The sequence below is a fragment of the Streptomyces sp. NPDC059852 genome, from assembly GCF_042731455.1.
Classification (GTDB): Bacteria; Actinomycetota; Actinomycetes; order Streptomycetales; family Streptomycetaceae; genus Streptomyces.
On sequence record NZ_JBHWJK010000001.1, the window covers coordinates 195327 to 210970 of the forward strand.

General features: G+C 72.8%; 12 protein-coding genes. 7 read left to right on the plus strand and 5 right to left on the minus strand.

All coding sequences use genetic code 11. The features are described 5' to 3' along the window. Window positions 1–76: 76 nt before the first annotated feature. From ACFV46_RS00910 to ACFV46_RS00920, 3 genes are read left to right on the plus strand one after another with little or no spacing between them, the layout of a single operon-like run. On the plus strand, window positions 77–337 hold the full coding sequence (locus ACFV46_RS00910) for a hypothetical protein (RefSeq protein WP_361924035.1): 261 nt from the start codon (window positions 77–79) through the stop codon (window positions 335–337). Continuing rightward, the gene (malQ, locus tag ACFV46_RS00915) at window positions 338–2479 is read left to right on the plus strand and encodes a 4-alpha-glucanotransferase (protein ID WP_385496601.1); all 2142 of its coding nucleotides are present in this window, start codon (window positions 338–340) and stop codon (window positions 2477–2479) included. Window positions 2480–2529: 50 nt separating this feature from the next. Continuing rightward, window positions 2530–2805 (plus strand): hypothetical protein, encoded by a 276-nt coding sequence (locus ACFV46_RS00920; protein ID WP_151784042.1) that lies wholly within the window; start codon window positions 2530–2532, stop codon window positions 2803–2805. Between the two features lie 117 nt (window positions 2806–2922). Here the strand turns inward: ACFV46_RS00920 and ACFV46_RS00925 are convergent, their stop codons facing one another. Beyond that, on the minus strand, window positions 2923–3501 hold the full coding sequence (locus tag ACFV46_RS00925) for a TetR family transcriptional regulator (RefSeq protein WP_385496602.1): 579 nt from the start codon (window positions 3499–3501) through the stop codon (window positions 2923–2925). A 60-nt stretch (window positions 3502–3561) separates the two neighbouring features. Further along, window positions 3562–4035, minus strand: a complete 474-nt coding sequence (locus ACFV46_RS00930) for a DUF1203 domain-containing protein (protein WP_385496603.1) — start codon at window positions 4033–4035, stop codon at window positions 3562–3564. 112 nt (window positions 4036–4147) lie between these two features. Here ACFV46_RS00930 and pepN point away from each other — a divergent pair, with 112 nt between their 5' ends. Further along, complete coding sequence (gene pepN, locus ACFV46_RS00935) at window positions 4148–6727, plus strand: aminopeptidase N (protein WP_385496604.1); 2580 nt, start codon at window positions 4148–4150, stop codon at window positions 6725–6727. Window positions 6728–6797: 70 nt separating this feature from the next. Here pepN and ACFV46_RS00940 read toward each other — a convergent pair whose 3' ends face one another. Then, window positions 6798–7814: an aspartate-semialdehyde dehydrogenase gene (locus ACFV46_RS00940; RefSeq protein ID WP_385496605.1), complete on the minus strand. Its 1017-nt coding sequence runs from the start codon at window positions 7812–7814 to the stop codon at window positions 6798–6800. A 338-nt stretch (window positions 7815–8152) separates the two neighbouring features. Between ACFV46_RS00940 and ACFV46_RS00945 the strand changes: the two genes are divergently transcribed. Beyond that, window positions 8153–8710 (plus strand): RNA polymerase sigma factor, encoded by a 558-nt coding sequence (locus ACFV46_RS00945; protein WP_376726635.1) that lies wholly within the window; start codon window positions 8153–8155, stop codon window positions 8708–8710. 1 nt (window position 8711) lies between these two features. Then, the gene (locus tag ACFV46_RS00950; protein WP_385496607.1) at window positions 8712–9464 is read left to right on the plus strand and encodes a hypothetical protein; all 753 of its coding nucleotides are present in this window, start codon (window positions 8712–8714) and stop codon (window positions 9462–9464) included. A gap of 54 nt (window positions 9465–9518) precedes the next feature. Here ACFV46_RS00950 and ACFV46_RS00955 read toward each other — a convergent pair whose 3' ends face one another. Continuing rightward, window positions 9519–12806, minus strand: a complete 3288-nt coding sequence (locus ACFV46_RS00955; protein WP_385496608.1) for a S8 family serine peptidase — start codon at window positions 12804–12806, stop codon at window positions 9519–9521. A 364-nt stretch (window positions 12807–13170) separates the two neighbouring features. Between ACFV46_RS00955 and ACFV46_RS00960 the strand changes: the two genes are divergently transcribed. Next, on the plus strand, window positions 13171–14364 hold the full coding sequence (locus ACFV46_RS00960) for a serine hydrolase domain-containing protein (protein ID WP_385496609.1): 1194 nt from the start codon (window positions 13171–13173) through the stop codon (window positions 14362–14364). A gap of 86 nt (window positions 14365–14450) precedes the next feature. On the opposite strand, the gene ACFV46_RS00965 is transcribed toward ACFV46_RS00960, so the two are convergent. Next, complete coding sequence (locus ACFV46_RS00965; protein WP_385496610.1) at window positions 14451–15503, minus strand: hypothetical protein; 1053 nt, start codon at window positions 15501–15503, stop codon at window positions 14451–14453. Between the last annotated feature and the right edge of the window lie 141 nt (window positions 15504–15644).

Sequence of the window (15644 nt, forward strand, 5' to 3'; positions counted from 1 at the left end):
ATGGAGACGTCTGCCCTCGCGCCCGCTGGGTAGGGCTGCCGTATCCCGCCGTCGTACCGAGACCCCAGGAGGCCCCGTGACCACCGCACCGGCCCTGTCCAAACCTGAGGCGCCCTTCGCGCCCGAGACGCTCGTCTGTGTCTTCAGCGCCGAGGGCGCCTGTGCCGCAACCCCCCTCACCAGCGAACCCCCGCTCCCCGACGCCGAACCCCTCACCAGCGAGCCGCCGCTCGCCGACGCCGTGCCGCTGACGAGCGAGGCCGCCTACTGGGACATGGACGTGGATCCGGGTATGGACACCGGTATGGACATGGACATGAGCGCCCCGAGGCCGTAGATGACACAGACGCGGTCGGCCGACACCCCTGCCGAAGGGTCCGGACAGCCTCAGGACCCGCCCTCCGACGATCTGTCCCGGCTCGCCGACCTGTACGGCGTCGCCCCCTCCTACCGGCCGTCCCCCGACCGTACGGTCACGGCCTCCGCCACCGCCCTCACCCGCGCGCTGACCGCCCTCGGCGTCGACACGAGCACCCCGGCCGCCGTCGCCGCGGCCCTCGACGCCCGCGAACGCGCCCTGCGCGAGCGCCTGCTGCCCCCGACGGTGGTCTGCTGGAGCGGCACCGCGCCGCGCGCCCTCGACGCGCTGCCGCCCGGCACCCGGCTGACCGTCACCACCGAGGAGGGCGAGACCCGCGAGGGCACCGCCCGGCTCCCACCCGGTGTGCACCGGCTGACCGCGGCCGCGCCCGACGGCCGCACCGCCCACAGCCACCTCGTCGTCGCCCCGCCCCGGCTGCCCTCACCCCCCGGACGGGCGTACGGACTCCTCGTCCAGCTGTACTCCCTGCTGTCCCACCGCTCCTGGGGCATGGGCGACCTCGGCGACCTGGCCGCCCTCGCCGACTGGGCCGGACGCTCGCTCGGCGCCGGCTTCGTCCAGGTCAACCCGCTGCACGCGGCCGTGCCGGGACCGCCCACCGACCCGTCCCCCTACCGGCCCTCCTCCCGGCGCTTCCCCGACCCGGTCCATCTGCGGGTCGAGGACGTCCCCGAGTTCGCCCGGGTCGCGGACCGCGACCGGGTGGCCGCCCTGCTGGAGCGTGCCGCGCGGCTGCGCGAAGGAGTGCTGGACAAGGGCGCGCTGATCGACCGGGACGCCGTCTGGGAGACCAAGCGCGAGGCGCTCGAACTGGTCCTCCGGGTGCCGCTCGACCCCGGCAGGCAGGACGCGTACGCCGCCTTCCTCGCTCGCGAGGGGCAGGCGCTGGAGGACCACGCCACCTGGTGCGCGCTGGCCGAGGCGCACGGCCCGCACTGGCGGCGCTGGCCGGCCGGTCTGCGGGACCCCCGGTCCGCCGAGACGGCCCGCGCGCGGCGCGAACTGGCCGCCCGCGTCGACTTCCACCGCCGGCTGGCCTGGCTCACCGACAGCCAGCTGACCGCCGCCCAGCGGACGGCGAGGGAGGCGGGGATGCCCGTCGGGATCGTCCACGACCTGGCCGTCGGGGTGCATCCGGACGGCGCGGACGCCTGGGCCCAGCAGGAGTACTTCGCGGCCGGGATGTCGGTGGGCGCGCCCCCGGACGCCTTCAACGCGCGCGGCCAGGACTGGGGGCTGCCGCCCTGGCGCCCGGACCGGCTGGCCGCGTCCGGCTACGAGCCCTACCGGATGCTGCTGCGCGGTCTGTTCGGGCACGCGGGCGCCCTGCGCATCGACCACGTCATGGGGCTGTTCCGGCTCTGGTGGGTGCCCGAGGGGGAGCCGCCGACCGAGGGCACGTACGTCCGCTACGACGCCGAGGCCATGCTCGCCGTGCTGGTGCTGGAGGCGTCCCGGGCCGGAGCCGTGGTGATCGGCGAGGACCTCGGCACCGTGGAGCCCGGCGTACGGGAGCGGCTGCGGGCGCACGGGGTGCTCGGCACCTCCGTGCTGTGGTTCGAGCGGGACTGGGAGGGCGACGGCCGCCCGCTGCCGCCCGAGTCCTGGCGCGCCGACTGCCTGGCCACCGCGACCACCCACGACCTGCCGCCCACCGCGGCCCGCCTCACCGGCGAGCACGTCGAACTGCGCGACCGGCTCGGCCTGTCGACCCGCTCGCTGGCGGAGGAGCGCGCGGAGGCGGCGGCCGACGCCGCCGAGTGGCTGGAGGTGCTGTCCCGGCTCGGGCTGACGGACGGCGAGGACGGTGTGATCGGTGAGGAGGCCGGCATCCGGGCCGTGCACCGCTTCCTGCTGCGCACCCCGGCCCGCATGGTCGGCGTCTGGCTGCCGGACGGCGTCGGCGACCGCCGTCCGCAGAACCTGCCGGGGACCTGGGACGAGTACCCCAACTGGCGTCTGCCGATCGCCGACGCGGCCGGCCGGCCCGTGACCCTGGAGGAGCTGACGGCCTCGCCCCGGGTCCGCGCGCTGCTGGAGGTGCTCCGCGAGGACACGGCCCGCACCGGCCCGCCGGCCGGCGCCGGCGGCCCGTGACAGCACCCCCGGACGCGCGCGCCCCGGCGGGGTTCGGTACTTTTGGGCCCGTGGACAAGAAGAACGCCCTGCGCGCCGGCGCCCTGGCCTCCGGTACGACGCTGATGATGCTGCTGATGTCGTCCCCCGCCCTCGCGCTCACGCGTGACGACGGCGACGACCCCGGTCAGGGCCTGAGCGTCATCGAGACGCTCTCCCTGTACGTGATCGCCCCGATCGTGATCTTCGCGGTCATCACGGGTCTGGTCATGGTGCTGGACAAGTCGCACAAGAAGAAGGACCCGACCAGCTCCAACATCACCACCAAGGCCGACGCGACCGCCTGACGCGAGCTCGACCGAGTCCGCCGCGCGCTGTCGAGGGCGCCGGTCCCGTTCCGGGTACGCGTGGGCGTGCGCCGGCCGGGACCGGCGCCCTCGTGCGTCGAGCCCCCGGCCCGGCCGCTACGCCGGGTGCGGCGCGGTCAGGTACCGCTGCACCGTCGGTGCCAGCCACGCCACGATCTCCTCCGGGGACAGTGCCACCGCGGGCGGGAAGCGCAGCACATAGCGGGTGAGCGCGAGGCCGAGCAGCTGTGAGGACGCCAGCGCGGCCCGGGCCGGGGCCTGCTCGGGGTCGGGGCACACCCGCCGGGCCAGCGGCAGCAGCTGGTCCGCGAAGACGCCCTGCATGCGCTCGGCCCCGGCCTCGTTGGTCGCGCCGACCCGCAGCAGGGCCGTGAGCACCTCGTTCTTCTCCCACAGCGCCAGGAAGTGGGTCACCAGCGCCTGTCCGGCCGTGTCCCGGCCGACGGACGCCGGGTCCGGCAGCCTCAGGTCGATCGCCACGGCCGCCGCGAACAGGCCCTCCTTGTTGCCGTAGTAGCGCATCACCATGGAGGGGTCGATGTTCGCGTCGCGGGCGATGGCGCGGATGGTGGCGCGGTCGTAGCCGTCGGCGGCGAAGCGCTCGCGGGCCGCCTCGAGGATCGCGGTACGGGTCGCGTCGGAGCGGCGGGGTGCCCGGGGCTTGCTCTCGTTCATACCAACAACCGTAGGCCAACATGCATGGGCCAACAAGTGTTGGCAGCCCTGGCCGCCCGCTCAGCCCCTGCGGACCTCGTACAGGAAGCAGCCGTACTCCACGGCCCGCACATGGACGAACTCCACCGCCGGATCGGCGAACGCCCGCGCGAACGCCGCCTCGAAGGCGCCCGGCTCCACCAGCTCGCCGCCGAGGATCCGCCCGTCCGTCGCGTAGCGGCGCACGACCCGGTGCGCCCGGTCGAAGGGCAGCGCGCCGGAGGCCGGGCCGCCGCACTCCCCGGCGTGCACGAACACCGGTCCCTGCTCGTCGTAGGCGCCCGGATCGACGCCCGCGCCGGCCGCCCGGCGGCGCAACGGGGCGTACGACACGAGGGCGACGCGCTCGCCGGGCCCGCTCCGGCGCAGGCAGCAGCGCAGCGGCGCGCCGCCCTCCTCGTCCGTCACGGGAACCGTCCGGCGCCCCGCGTCGTCAGTGGAGCGCAGTTCCTTCAGGACCGCCGGACCGATGGCATGGATGAGGAAGGTCGTCATGGACCGAGCCTCGCGTGCGCGGACCCCGCCCACCGGCGGGTAATGGACATCGCGTTCCGGTCAGGTCCCATGGAAGGATGACCGAACCCACACATATCGAGGAGATGACCGCGTGCCTGGCACAAACCTGACCCGCGAAGAGGCACAGCAGCGGGCGAAGCTGCTCACCGTTGACTCGTACGAGATCGATCTCGACCTCTCCGGCGCGCAGGAGGGGGGCACGTACCGGTCCGTCACGACGGTGCGTTTCGATGTCGCGGAGAACGGCGCCGACTCCTTCATCGACCTCGTGGCACCGACCGTCCACGAGGTGACCCTGAACGGCGACCGGCTCGACCCGAGCCAGGTCTTCGAGGACTCCCGCATCACCCTGCCGGGCCTGCTCCAGGGCCGCAACGTCCTGCGCGTCGTCGCGGACTGCGCGTACACCAACACCGGCGAGGGCCTGCACCGCTTCGTCGACCCCGTCGACCAGCAGGCGTACCTGTACACCCAGTTCGAGGTGCCCGACGCCCGGCGCGTCTTCGCGTCGTTCGAGCAGCCGGACCTGAAGGCCACCTTCCAGTTCACCGTGAAGGCGCCCGAGGGCTGGACGGTCATCTCCAACTCGCCGACGCCCGAGCCGCAGGACAACGTCTGGACGTTCGCGCCGACGCCGCGGATCTCGACGTACATCACCGCGCTCATCGCCGGCCCGTACCACTCCGTGCACAGCGTGTACGAGAAGGACGGCCAGTCCGTGCCGCTCGGCATCTACTGCCGCCCCTCCCTCGCGGAGTACCTCGACTCGGACGCCATCTTCGAGGTCACCCGGCAGGGCTTCGACTGGTTCCAGGAGAAGTTCGACTACGCCTACCCGTTCGAGAAGTACGACCAGCTGTTCGTCCCGGAGTTCAACGCGGGCGCCATGGAGAACGCGGGCGCGGTGACCATCCGCGACCAGTACGTCTTCCGCTCCAAGGTGACCGACGCGGCGTACCTGGGCCGCGCCGAGACGATCCTGCACGAGCTGGCCCACATGTGGTTCGGCGACCTGGTCACCATGGAGTGGTGGAACGACCTCTGGCTGAACGAGTCGTTCGCCACCTACACCTCCATCGCCTGCCAGGCGCACGCCCCCGGCACCCGCTGGCCGCACGCGTGGACGACGTTCGCCAACCAGATGAAGACCTGGGCGTACCGGCAGGACCAGCTGCCCTCCACGCACCCGATCATGGCCGACATCCGCGACCTGGACGACGTCCTCGTCAACTTCGACGGCATCACCTACGCCAAGGGCGCCTCCGTCCTCAAGCAGCTCGTCTCCTACGTCGGTCAGGACGAGTTCTTCCGGGGCGTGCAGGCGTACTTCAAGCGGCACGCCTTCGGCAACACCCGTCTGTCCGACCTGCTCGGCGCCCTGGAGGAGACCTCCGGCCGCGACCTGAAGACCTGGTCGAAGGCATGGCTGGAGACGGCCGGCATCAACGTCCTGCGCCCCGAGATCGAGACCGACGAGAGCGGCACGATCACCTCCTTCGCCATCCGCCAGGAGGCCCCGGCGCTGCCCGCGGGCGCCAAGGGCGAGCCCACCCTGCGCCCGCACCGGATCGCGGTGGGCCTCTACAACCTCGACGAGGCGTCCGGGAAGCTGCGCCGCGACGAGCGCCTCGAGCTGGACGTCGACGGCGAGCTGACCGCCGTGCCGCAGCTCACCGGCACGCCCCGCCCGCAGGTCGTCCTGCTCAACGACGACGACCTGTCGTACGCCAAGGTCCGCCTGGACGAGCAGTCCCTCGCCTTCGTCACCGAGCACCTCGGCGACTTCGAGTCCTCGCTCGCGCGCGCCCTGTGCTGGGCGTCGTCCTGGGACATGACCCGCGACGGCGAACTCGCCACCCGCGACTACCTGTCCCTGGTCCTGTCGGGCATCGGCAAGGAGTCCGACATCGGTGTCGTGCAGTCGCTGCATCGCCAGGTGAAGCTGGCGATCGACCTGTACGCCGCCCCGGCCGCCCGCGAGACGCTGCTGAACCGCTGGACGGACGCCACGCTGGCCCATCTGCGCGCGGCCGAGCCGGGCAGCGACCACCAGCTGGCGTGGGCGCGCGCGTTCGCGGCCACCGCCCGCACACCGGAGCAGCTGGACCTGCTGGAGGCCCTGCTGGACGGCTCCCAGTCCATCGAGGGCCTGACCGTCGACACGGAGCTGCGCTGGGCGTTCGTGGAGCGCCTGGCCGCCGTGGGCCGCCACGACGAGCCGGAGATCGCCGCCGAGTACGAGCGGGACCGGACGGCCGCGGGTGAGCGCCACGCCGCCACCGCCCGCGCCGCCCGCCCGAGCGCCGAGGCCAAGGCCGAGGCGTGGGCGTCCGTCATCGAGTCCGACAAGCTCCCGAACGCCGTCCAGGAGGCGGTCATCGCGGGCTTCGTCCAGACCGACCAGCGCGAGCTGCTCGCCCCCTACACGGAGCGGTACTTCGAGGTCGTCAAGGACATCTGGGACTCCCGCTCGCACGAGATCGCCCAGCAGATCGCCATCGGCCTGTACCCGGCGCTCCAGGTCTCCCAGGAGACCCTGCGCAGGACCGACGCGTGGCTGGCGGAGGCCCAGCCGAACGCGGCCCTGCGCCGGCTGGTCTCGGAGTCCCGCTCCGGGGTGGAGCGGGCGCTGAAGGCCCAGGCCGCGGACGAGGCGGCCGAGCAGCAGTAACCGCTCCCGCCCACGGCGAAGGGGCGCCCACCGCGACCGGTGGGCGCCCCTTTCCGTACCGGCGCGGCCGTCAGGCCTTCAGCTCGGCCGCGACCAGCTCCGCGATCTGCACCGCGTTCAGCGCGGCGCCCTTGCGCAGGTTGTCGTTGGAGAGGAACAGGGCGAGACCGTGCTCGACCGTCTCGTCCTGCCGGATCCGGCCGACGTACGACGGGTCCTGGCCGGCCGCCTGCAGCGGGGTCGGGACGTCGGTGAGGGCCACGCCGGGCGCGCCCGCCAGCAGCTCCTTGGCGCGCTCCACGGTGATCGGGCGGGCGAAGCGGGCGTTGACCTGGAGGGAGTGGCCGGAGAAGACCGGGACGCGCACACAGGTGCCGGAGACCTTCAGCTCGGGGATCTCCAGGATCTTGCGGGACTCGTGGCGGAGCTTCTGCTCCTCGTCGGTCTCGTTCAGGCCGTCGTCCACGATCGAACCGGCCATCGGCAGCACGTTGTACGCGATCGGCGCCACGTACTTGTGCGGGGCGGGGAACTCCGCCGCCGAGCCGTCGTGGGTCAGCTTCGGCGCGTCGTCGCCGACCTTCTTGACCTGCTCGAACAGCTCGTCGACACCGGCGAGGCCGGAACCGGACACCGCCTGGTAGGTGGCGACCACCAGGGCCTGAAGGCCCGCCTCGGCGTGCAGCGGCCTGAGCACCGGCATCGCGGCCATCGTGGTGCAGTTCGGGTTGGCGATGATGCCCTTGGGGCGGTCCGCGATGGCGTGCGGGTTCACCTCGGAGACGACCAGCGGGACCTCGGGGTCGCGCCGCCACGCGGAGGAGTTGTCGATCACCACGGCGCCCTGGGAGGCGACCTTCGGGGCGAGCGCCTTCGAGGTCGAGCCGCCCGCCGAGAACAGGGCGATGTCCAGGCCCGAGTAGTCGGCCGTCGCCGCGTCCTCCACCGTCACGCCGTCCAGGACCGTCCCCGCCGAACGGGCCGAGGCGAACAGGCGCAGCTCGGTGACCGGGAAGTCGCGCTCCTTGAGGATGCTGCGCATGACCGTGCCGACCTGACCGGTGGCTCCGACGATTCCGACCCTCACGGCGACTCCTTCTGAGTGGCTTGTCTGTCTCTGCTGCATGGCCGAGGCCTTTCCATCATGCGTCCGACCTCGGGCGACCTGTCCAATTCTTTGCCCGGGATGCCCACACAATGGGACGCCGCGAGGGCGCCGCCCGGCTCCAGTTGTTCCGCTCACACCCGTGCTGAGCTGGAAGAACCGGCCCGGCGGCGGCCCCGCGCCGCAAGCTCGCCTGCCCATCGCCCCCACCGCTACGCGAAGGTGTGACGTACGCCTCTGTCTGGCGTCGGGAAAACGGGGGACCGCGCCGAACGTTTCGGTGCCTCCCCGCGTCATAGGCAGACACGGCGAGGGGAGGGGTGGCTGTGCTGCGCAGAAAGGCCCGCCGCGGCCAGGGGGGCGGTGCCGTCCGGGACGTCGACGTCCTCGACGACCCGCTGGACGCGGCCCAGGAACGCCGGGTGCGGGCGGTGCTCGCGCTGGGCGGGGTGCCGCAGGCGGACCTGCCGGACGGGGTGCAGCAGGTCCGTCTGCGGCTGCTGGAGCGGGCCGCGGACGGCCACGAGGCGCCGCGGGACGTGTCCGCGTGGGCGGCCGTCGTGGCCTCCAACCTGGCGATGGACTGGCACCGGGCCCGCAAGCGGCAGGAACGCCTCGGCGAGCGGCTCGCCGCACTGCGCCAGCCGGTGGCGCACCCCTCCGGCGAGGAGACCAGCCTGCTCTCCCTCGCCGTCGCGCGCGGTCTGGACGAGCTGCCCGACATCCTGCGCCAGGTGGTGGTCCTGCGCTTCTTCGCCGACCTGCCGGTGCGCGGGATCGCCGAGGAGCTCGGCATCCCCGAGGGCACGGTCAAGAGCAGGCTGCACACGGCGGTACGCGCGCTGCGGGCCCGCCTGCACGAGGACGAGGTGGTGTGACGTGTCCGCCGAACACGACGGGGCCGACGCCCTGATGACCGCGATCACCGGCGACCCGCTGCCCCCCGGCGCCCGGGAGGACGCCGCCTACATGGCCGAGCACCGGGCCGCAGAAGCCGACCTGGCGGTGCTGCGCGAACAGCTCGGTGTCATCGGCCGCGCGCTCGCCGAACCGCCCCCTCCGGTCCCGGCCCCGGCCCCCGAGCCCGTACGGCCCGTGCGTGCGCCCGCCCGGCCCCGGCGCCGGGCGTTCACCCTGGCCCTCGGCGGGCTGGCGGTGACCGCCGCCGCCTCGGTGATGGCGGGCCTGGGCTGGCTGGTCGCGGGCGGGGCGGGCGAGGGCGACAGCGCGAGCGCGGACGCCGGCTCGGCCGCGGAGAAGCAGTCCGACGCGGCCGCCGCCCCGGCCTTCGGCAGCCCCCGCTACCTGGCCTGCTCCCGGCTGGTGGCCGAGGGCGAGGCCACGGCCGTCGAACGGCTCCCCGGGACGACGACGGTACGGATCACCCTGCGCCTGACCCGCACCTACCACCCGGACGCGGACACGCCGGGGAACAAGCCCGACCCCGACCAGGTGTTCGTGGTGGACGACAGCGTCGTCCCCGGCATCCGCTCCGGCGACCCGGTGCTCGTCGGCGTCCCGCGCGACGCGCGGCAGCCGGACTTCTGGGCCGTCGGCGAGCGGGACATCGCCCCGGAGCGGGCGGCGATCACCGCCGCGCTGCCCGAGGCCCGCGGGCTGGCCTGCGGATGACGAAAGGGGCGGGCGCCCTGGTGGACGCCCGCCCCGGATGGCCCTGCCCCGTGGTTACGGAGTGACCTTCTCGATCTTCACGCTGGCCACGCCCGCGGCGGTGCCGCGCGCGTTCAGCAGCTGGACCTGACCGAAGAACTCACGGCCGGCCGGCGCCTCCGCGGCCGCGGTGACCGTGGCGTCGACGGTGACCGAGGCACCCGTGGCGAGCTTCACCGGCGCCGACTCGTCCACCTTGACGGTGCCGAGGGTGGCGGAGAAGAACACGTCCAGGTAGTCGTACGCCGTCGTGCCGCTCGGCACCGAGTAGCCGGCCACCTCGATGGTGTACGTGCCGGGGGCCGGCTTCGGGATGGAGACGGCCTCCTCGGAGTCGCCGTCCGCGGAGCTGGCGACCTGGTTGCCGGCCGCGTCGTAGACGGCCAGGTCGAGGTCGGCGGCCGCGTCGGAGACGTTGCCGATGGAGACGTCCAGCGACGCGGCGCCCGCGGGCACCTCGACCGTGGTGGTCTGCGTGTCGCCCTCGGTGATCGACGGACGCGCCGACTTCGAGGAGCCGAGCGGACCGCCGGCCAGCTTGCCGTCGATCGCGGCGTACTTGTTCGTCACCTTCCAGGAGGCGGTGGCCGGCGTGCCGACCTTCGCCTCGGGGATGGTCACGGTCGCCGGGTCGAACGTCGCGCCGAGCACGGTGACGTCCAGCTTGTACGGGTTGTCGAGCAGCGGCGAGGTGCGGCGCGCCTCGACCTCGATCTCCCAGACGCCGGGCTGCGGGTCGGCGTACGCGCGCACGTCCGGCTTGCAGCCGTTGCCGTCGAGGTAGTTGTTGTAGCAGTACGGGGTGCCCGTGTTGTCCGACGGGACGCCGTAGGGGTGGATGGCGATGAACCGGGTCTGGCTCTTGTCCTTCAGCCCGCCGATCGCGACCTCAAGCGACTTGGCGCCCTCGGGCACGGTCACGAAGTAGGACGTGGTGCTGTTGCGCTGGACCGAACCGGAGGCCGCGTAGGTGTACTTCAGCGGCGCCGAGACCACGACCGTGTTGAGCACCAGCTTGTCGGTGCCCTCGGTGCGCGGGTCGTCGACCTCGAGGATCGCGCTCTTGAGGCCGGCCGAGGACGGCTTCGCGGCGATCTTGACCGTGACCGGCTTGTTCAGGCCGAGACGGATCTCGTCCGAACCGACGATCTTGAAGGTGCCCCCGGCGTTGTTCTCCAGGTGCAGCTCGTGCCGGATCGCCCTGTCCTCACCGGACGTACGGGTGATGGTGACGTCGTACGTCTTCTTCTGGCCGGCCTGGAGGCCGCCCTCACGGTCGTAGATGCCGGTGCCGTAGCCCGGCGTCTTCAGGAACTGGTCGATCGCGGTGTCGACCGGCGCCTTGACCGTGTACTCGTGGGCGGTGGCGCCCTTCTTGACGGACTTCCAGGCGTCCACGATGTTGATGAGGCCGGCACCCTCCTCGTACGCCTGCACACCCTTGATGTGGTCGGCGGTCGAGGTCAGCGCGGTGCGCAGCTTCGCCGGGGTGAGGTCGATGCCGTTCTGCTTCGCGGCGCTCAGCAGCAGCGCCGAGGCGCCCGCGGCCTGCGGGGACGCCATCGAGGTGCCCTGCAGCATCGAGTAGCCGGCCGGCAGCGCGTAGCCCGCCTCGGCGACCGGGCCGCCCGGCAGCCAGGTCTGCGTGGTGTTGATCGCGGCACCCGGGGCGGAGAGCGTCGGGGTGAAGCCGCCGTCCTCACGCGGACCGCGCGAGGAGAAGGGCATCATCTGGTACTTGGTCTTCACCTCGGAGCCGTAGTTGGCGGCCCAGGTGTCCTTGGAGATGGTCGCGCCGACCGAGATGACCTTGTCGGCCAGACCCGGGTCGCCGATGGTGTTCGCGCCGGGGCCGGAGTTGCCCGCGGAGATCACCAGCTGCACGCCGTAGGTGTCGATGAGGCGCGTGTAGAGCTCGGCGCGCGCGTTGTTGCCGTCGTTCAGCGCCGGGAGGCCGCCGATGGACATGTTGACGATGTCCACGCCGCGGTTGACGACGAGGTCGATCATGCCCTCGGTCAGCGCCACGTTGGTGCAGCCGCCGGTCCAGGTGCAGGCGCGCGAGGCGACCAGCTTGGCGCCGGGCGCCGCGCCGTTCATCTTGCCGCCGAACAGGCCGTTCGCGGCGGTGATGCCGGCGACGTGCGTGCCGTGCTCCGACTCGATGACGCCGATGTTGACGAAGTCGACCTTCTTGCCGACCCAGTCGCCGCCGTACGGGTCCATCGGCACGTCCTTGCGGATCTGCACGACGAACGGCTGGCGCTCCACCACGTCCGTGGACGGGTCGTCGGTGCCGAAGTACCCGACCTGGTAGCCGTCCTTGTACGGCTTCATCGGGGTGTCGTCACCGAAGTCGCCGTTGTTGTTCAGGTCGACGCGGACCGTGCCCTTCGCGGGGTCGTACAGGACGCCCCACGTGTCGGTCGTGTCGCCGTCGCGGTTGGCGTCGCCCGCGGCGTCGCCGCCGGCGGTGTACGACTCCGCGAAGGTGCTCACCTGGTACGAACCGGCGGGCGCCTTCCAGGTCTTGCCGCCGTAGGTGAAGGAGGGGCCGGAGACGGAGGTCGTCATCGGGCGCCAGGTGCGGTCGCTGTCGACGATCGGGTCGGTCGCGGTGACCCAGTCGACGATCTTGCGCTCGCCGGTGGTGGTCTTCTGCAGCGCGGGGTGACCCAGGTCGATGCCGGAGTCCAGGATGCCGATGGTGATGCCGCGGCCGTCCGCCTTCGGGTTCTTCTTGACGAAGTCGACGGCGCCCGTCTCGAAGGACGGGTTGTACGGGTTCTCCGCGGGGGTCTTCTTGTTCGGACCCGAGTACTTGGCCGCCGAGGCCGTCGACTTCTTCGTCGAGACGGCCGGGTCGTCCAGCGGGATCTCCTGGCGCAGGTCGATGCCGTGCACGGAGGAGAGCTTCGTCGCGGCGGAGATCGCCGCGTCGGCCTTGCGGGTGGGGACCGTCGCGCGGACGTAGCCGAGCTTGTCGTAGCTCTGGCCCACCGAGCCGACCTCGTCCAGCTGCTCGGCGACCTTCTCGGTCTGGCCGGGCGCGGTCGCGACCATCATGGTGACGTACTTCTCGCCGCTCGCCTTGGCCTCGGCCAGGCGGTCGGCGTCGTCCGAACCGAGCTTGTCGTGCGCGGACTTCACACTGGGGTCCGCCGTCGCGGGAGCGGTGTCGGCCGCGACGGCGAGGGGTATCGGCCCTGCCGCGGAGAGCGCGGCGACCAGGCCGGCGGCCACGGCTATGCGCACCGCGCGTCTCGCGCCCGGCTTCGGTTCGCGCTGGGGGCTGTTGATCATCGGCATCCCTTGGAGGTAAAGGAGCATCGGGCGTCCGGAATGCGATCCCGGACGATCGCACAGCTTTATGCAAGGGAAGGGCGATAGGGAAGAGTTGACCGAATCGAAATGGACTGATGGGGAAAACCCCCTACGACTTTGCGGGTGATCAGCGGTGAAAGGGGGCAAGCCGTGCGGGGGGTTCCGGCACCCCCTCGGGGCCTTCGGTCGTCTCAGCATCCGGACACGGGGGGTCGCGGTCGCCCGCCCGTGCGCACCTGACCGAATCACGCTCAACCCCCGTCCCCCCGCTCAACTCCCGCCGCGCCCGCCCGGTCTCTCCCCCCGACCGCGCTCGACGGGAGCGCGACGAAGGGGGAGAGACATGCACGTACGGACGACCCGCGCGGCCCTCGTGGCGGCCACGGCCGTGGCACTGTCGGCCGCCCTGGTGGCGCCGGCGGTGGCGACTCCGTCCGGGACCGGGCACGCGGCGACGCGCGCGGCCGCCGAGGCCGTCGTCGAGGCGGGTGTGCCGGGTGTGACCGTGACCGCCAGGGACGGCCGGGGCGGCTGGTCCGCCACGCCGGGTGTCGGCCGGATCGGTACGGGGAAGCCGCGGTCGGCCGACGACCGGTACCGGGTCGGCAGCATCACGAAGACGTTCGTCGCGACCGTGCTGCTCCAACTGGAGGCCGAGGGACGGCTGTCGCTGGACGACACGGTGGAGAAGTGGCTGCCCGGTCTCGTGCGGGGCAACGGCCACGACGGGCGCCGCATCACTCTGCGGCAGCTCCTCAACCACACGAGCGGTGTCTACGACTACACGGCGGACGACGGCTTCGTGCGCGACCACTTCATGAAGGACGGCTTCCTCGAGCATCGCTACGACACCAAGAGGCCCGGGGAACTGGTCGCCGTCGCCATGCGGCACGAGCCGCAGTTCGCGCCCGGCGCGCGGTGGAGCTACTCCAACACCAACTACGTGCTCGCCGGCCTGGTCGTCGAGAAGGCCACCGGCCACCCGTACGGCAGCGAGGTCGAGCGGCGCATCATCCGGCCGCTCCGGCTGACGGCGACCTCTGTGCCCGGCACCCGCGTGACCATGCCGCGCCCCGGCAGCCGCGCCTACGGCAAGCTGGCCGAGACGGCGACCGGGCCGACGTACGACGTCACCGAGCTCAACCCGTCGATCGCGTACGCGGCGGGGGAGATGATCTCCGACTCGAAGGACCTCGACCGCTTCTACACCGCCCTGCTGCGCGGCCGGCTCCTTCCGCGCGAGCAGTTGAACGAGATGACCACGACCGTGCCCGCCGTCGCGAACGTCCGGTACGGGCTGGGCCTGATGCGCGTCGAGCTGTCCTGCGGGGTCACCGTCTGGGGCCACGGCGGCGGCATCCACGGCTCGGTGTCCGACGTGGCCGTCACCCGGGACGGCCGGCACGCCCTCGCCCTCAACCTCAACGGCGACTGGGCGGGCGGCACCGAGGCGGTCGTCGAGGCCGAGTTCTGCGGCGAGGACGCCGGGGCGGCGGCCGCCGGGCGGGTCCACCGGAGCCTTCCGGGCCTGCGCTGACACGGCGAGGAGGGGCCGCCGGGCGGACGCGGCCCCTCCTTCCCCCCCTTCGACGCCCCCGGATCGGCGTTCAGGTCGGACACGACCTAGCGGGGCAGCACCACGACGTACGCGGCCGGGTCGCGGTCGACCGCCGCCATCAGGGCCGTACGGATCACCGCCGCCTGCTGCTCCATCCCGTGGCGCAGCTTCTTCGGGGTGATGTGGACGACCGTGATGCCGAGCCGCTCCAGCGTCTCCCGCTTGCGGGCGTACTCGGACCACTGGGCGTCGTCGTCGCCCTGGCGGGGCGCGCGGGTGTCCAGCTCGACCGCCACCGAGTGCTCCGGCCAGAAGGCGTCCAGGCCGCCGAGGTGGGGGCCGCCGGGCAGCCGCAGGTCCACGTTCCACACCGGGTCCGGCAGGCCGTGCTCGCGGACCATCGTGTAGAGCAGGTCCTCCGCGCGGGCCCGGCCCTCGGCGAGCAGGGAGTCGACCGCGTCCACCACGTGCGGGCGGTTCAGCAGCTTCGCCTGCGTCAGCTCCCGTACGACGGCCGCCGGTTCGCAGTGGCCGCCGCGCACGGCCTCGGTGAGCAGCCGGCGGACGGCGCGGGCGTCCTTCAGCTCCGCCACCGCGTCGGCCAGCGCGCGCGGCACCGGCGCCACCGGCAGCCCGGTCACCTGCTCCGGGACGGGCAGCGCGGCGGTGCGCAGGACACGCGCGCAGCCCGTGGAGCGCAGCCGGCGCATCCGCGGCACCAGGACGTCGACGGTGTCCAGCGCGGTGAGCGGCGGGGCGGCCGAGAAGCCGTGCAGGGTCAGGGCGGCGAGCCCGGTGATCATCGCCTCGGGGTAGGCGGGCGCGGCGGGCGCCTCGCCCCCGCTGGGCTGGGCGGGCACCCCGGCCGTCCGCTCCCGGGCGGCGTACATCAGCACCGCGTGCAGCCGCTCCTCGCTGGTGGGCGGCCCGGGGTGGAGCAGATAGACGCCGGGCAGGAGCTGCTGCCAGGGACCGCCGGGCCGGCACTGCTCGTTCGTCTCGGCGGCGGAGACCCCGTGGGCCTTGAGGCGGGCGGCCGTCATGACGCGGCGGTGGACCTCGGAGAGGTGGTGCAGGGGGCGGGGGGAGAGGGGGGAGAGCGGGGTGTTGTGGTTCATGACCCGGAGGCTTCCGCGTCCGATGAGCGCTTTAACCGCTGTTACACGTCCGTCGACAAATGCGGACAACACCGCACTAAAGGACGGGTGTTCGGATGCCGACTAGAGACGGAAAACCCCTGGTCCGTTCGGGTGGGACCA

What these genes read in the sequence shown, in the direction of transcription:
- malQ (WP_385496601.1), top strand. Translation starts at nt 338, where the DNA reads ATGACACAGACGCGGTCGGCCGACACCCCTGCCGAAGGGTCCGGACAG.
- ACFV46_RS00925 (WP_385496602.1), bottom strand. Translation starts at nt 3,501, where the DNA reads ATGAACGAGAGCAAGCCCCGGGCACCCCGCCGCTCCGACGCGACCCGT.
- ACFV46_RS00930 (WP_385496603.1), bottom strand. Translation starts at nt 4,035, where the DNA reads ATGACGACCTTCCTCATCCATGCCATCGGTCCGGCGGTCCTGAAGGAA.
- ACFV46_RS00955 (WP_385496608.1), bottom strand. Translation starts at nt 12,806, where the DNA reads ATGATCAACAGCCCCCAGCGCGAACCGAAGCCGGGCGCGAGACGCGCG.
- ACFV46_RS00960 (WP_385496609.1), top strand. Translation starts at nt 13,171, where the DNA reads ATGCACGTACGGACGACCCGCGCGGCCCTCGTGGCGGCCACGGCCGTG.
- ACFV46_RS00965 (WP_385496610.1), bottom strand. Translation starts at nt 15,503, where the DNA reads ATGAACCACAACACCCCGCTCTCCCCCCTCTCCCCCCGCCCCCTGCAC.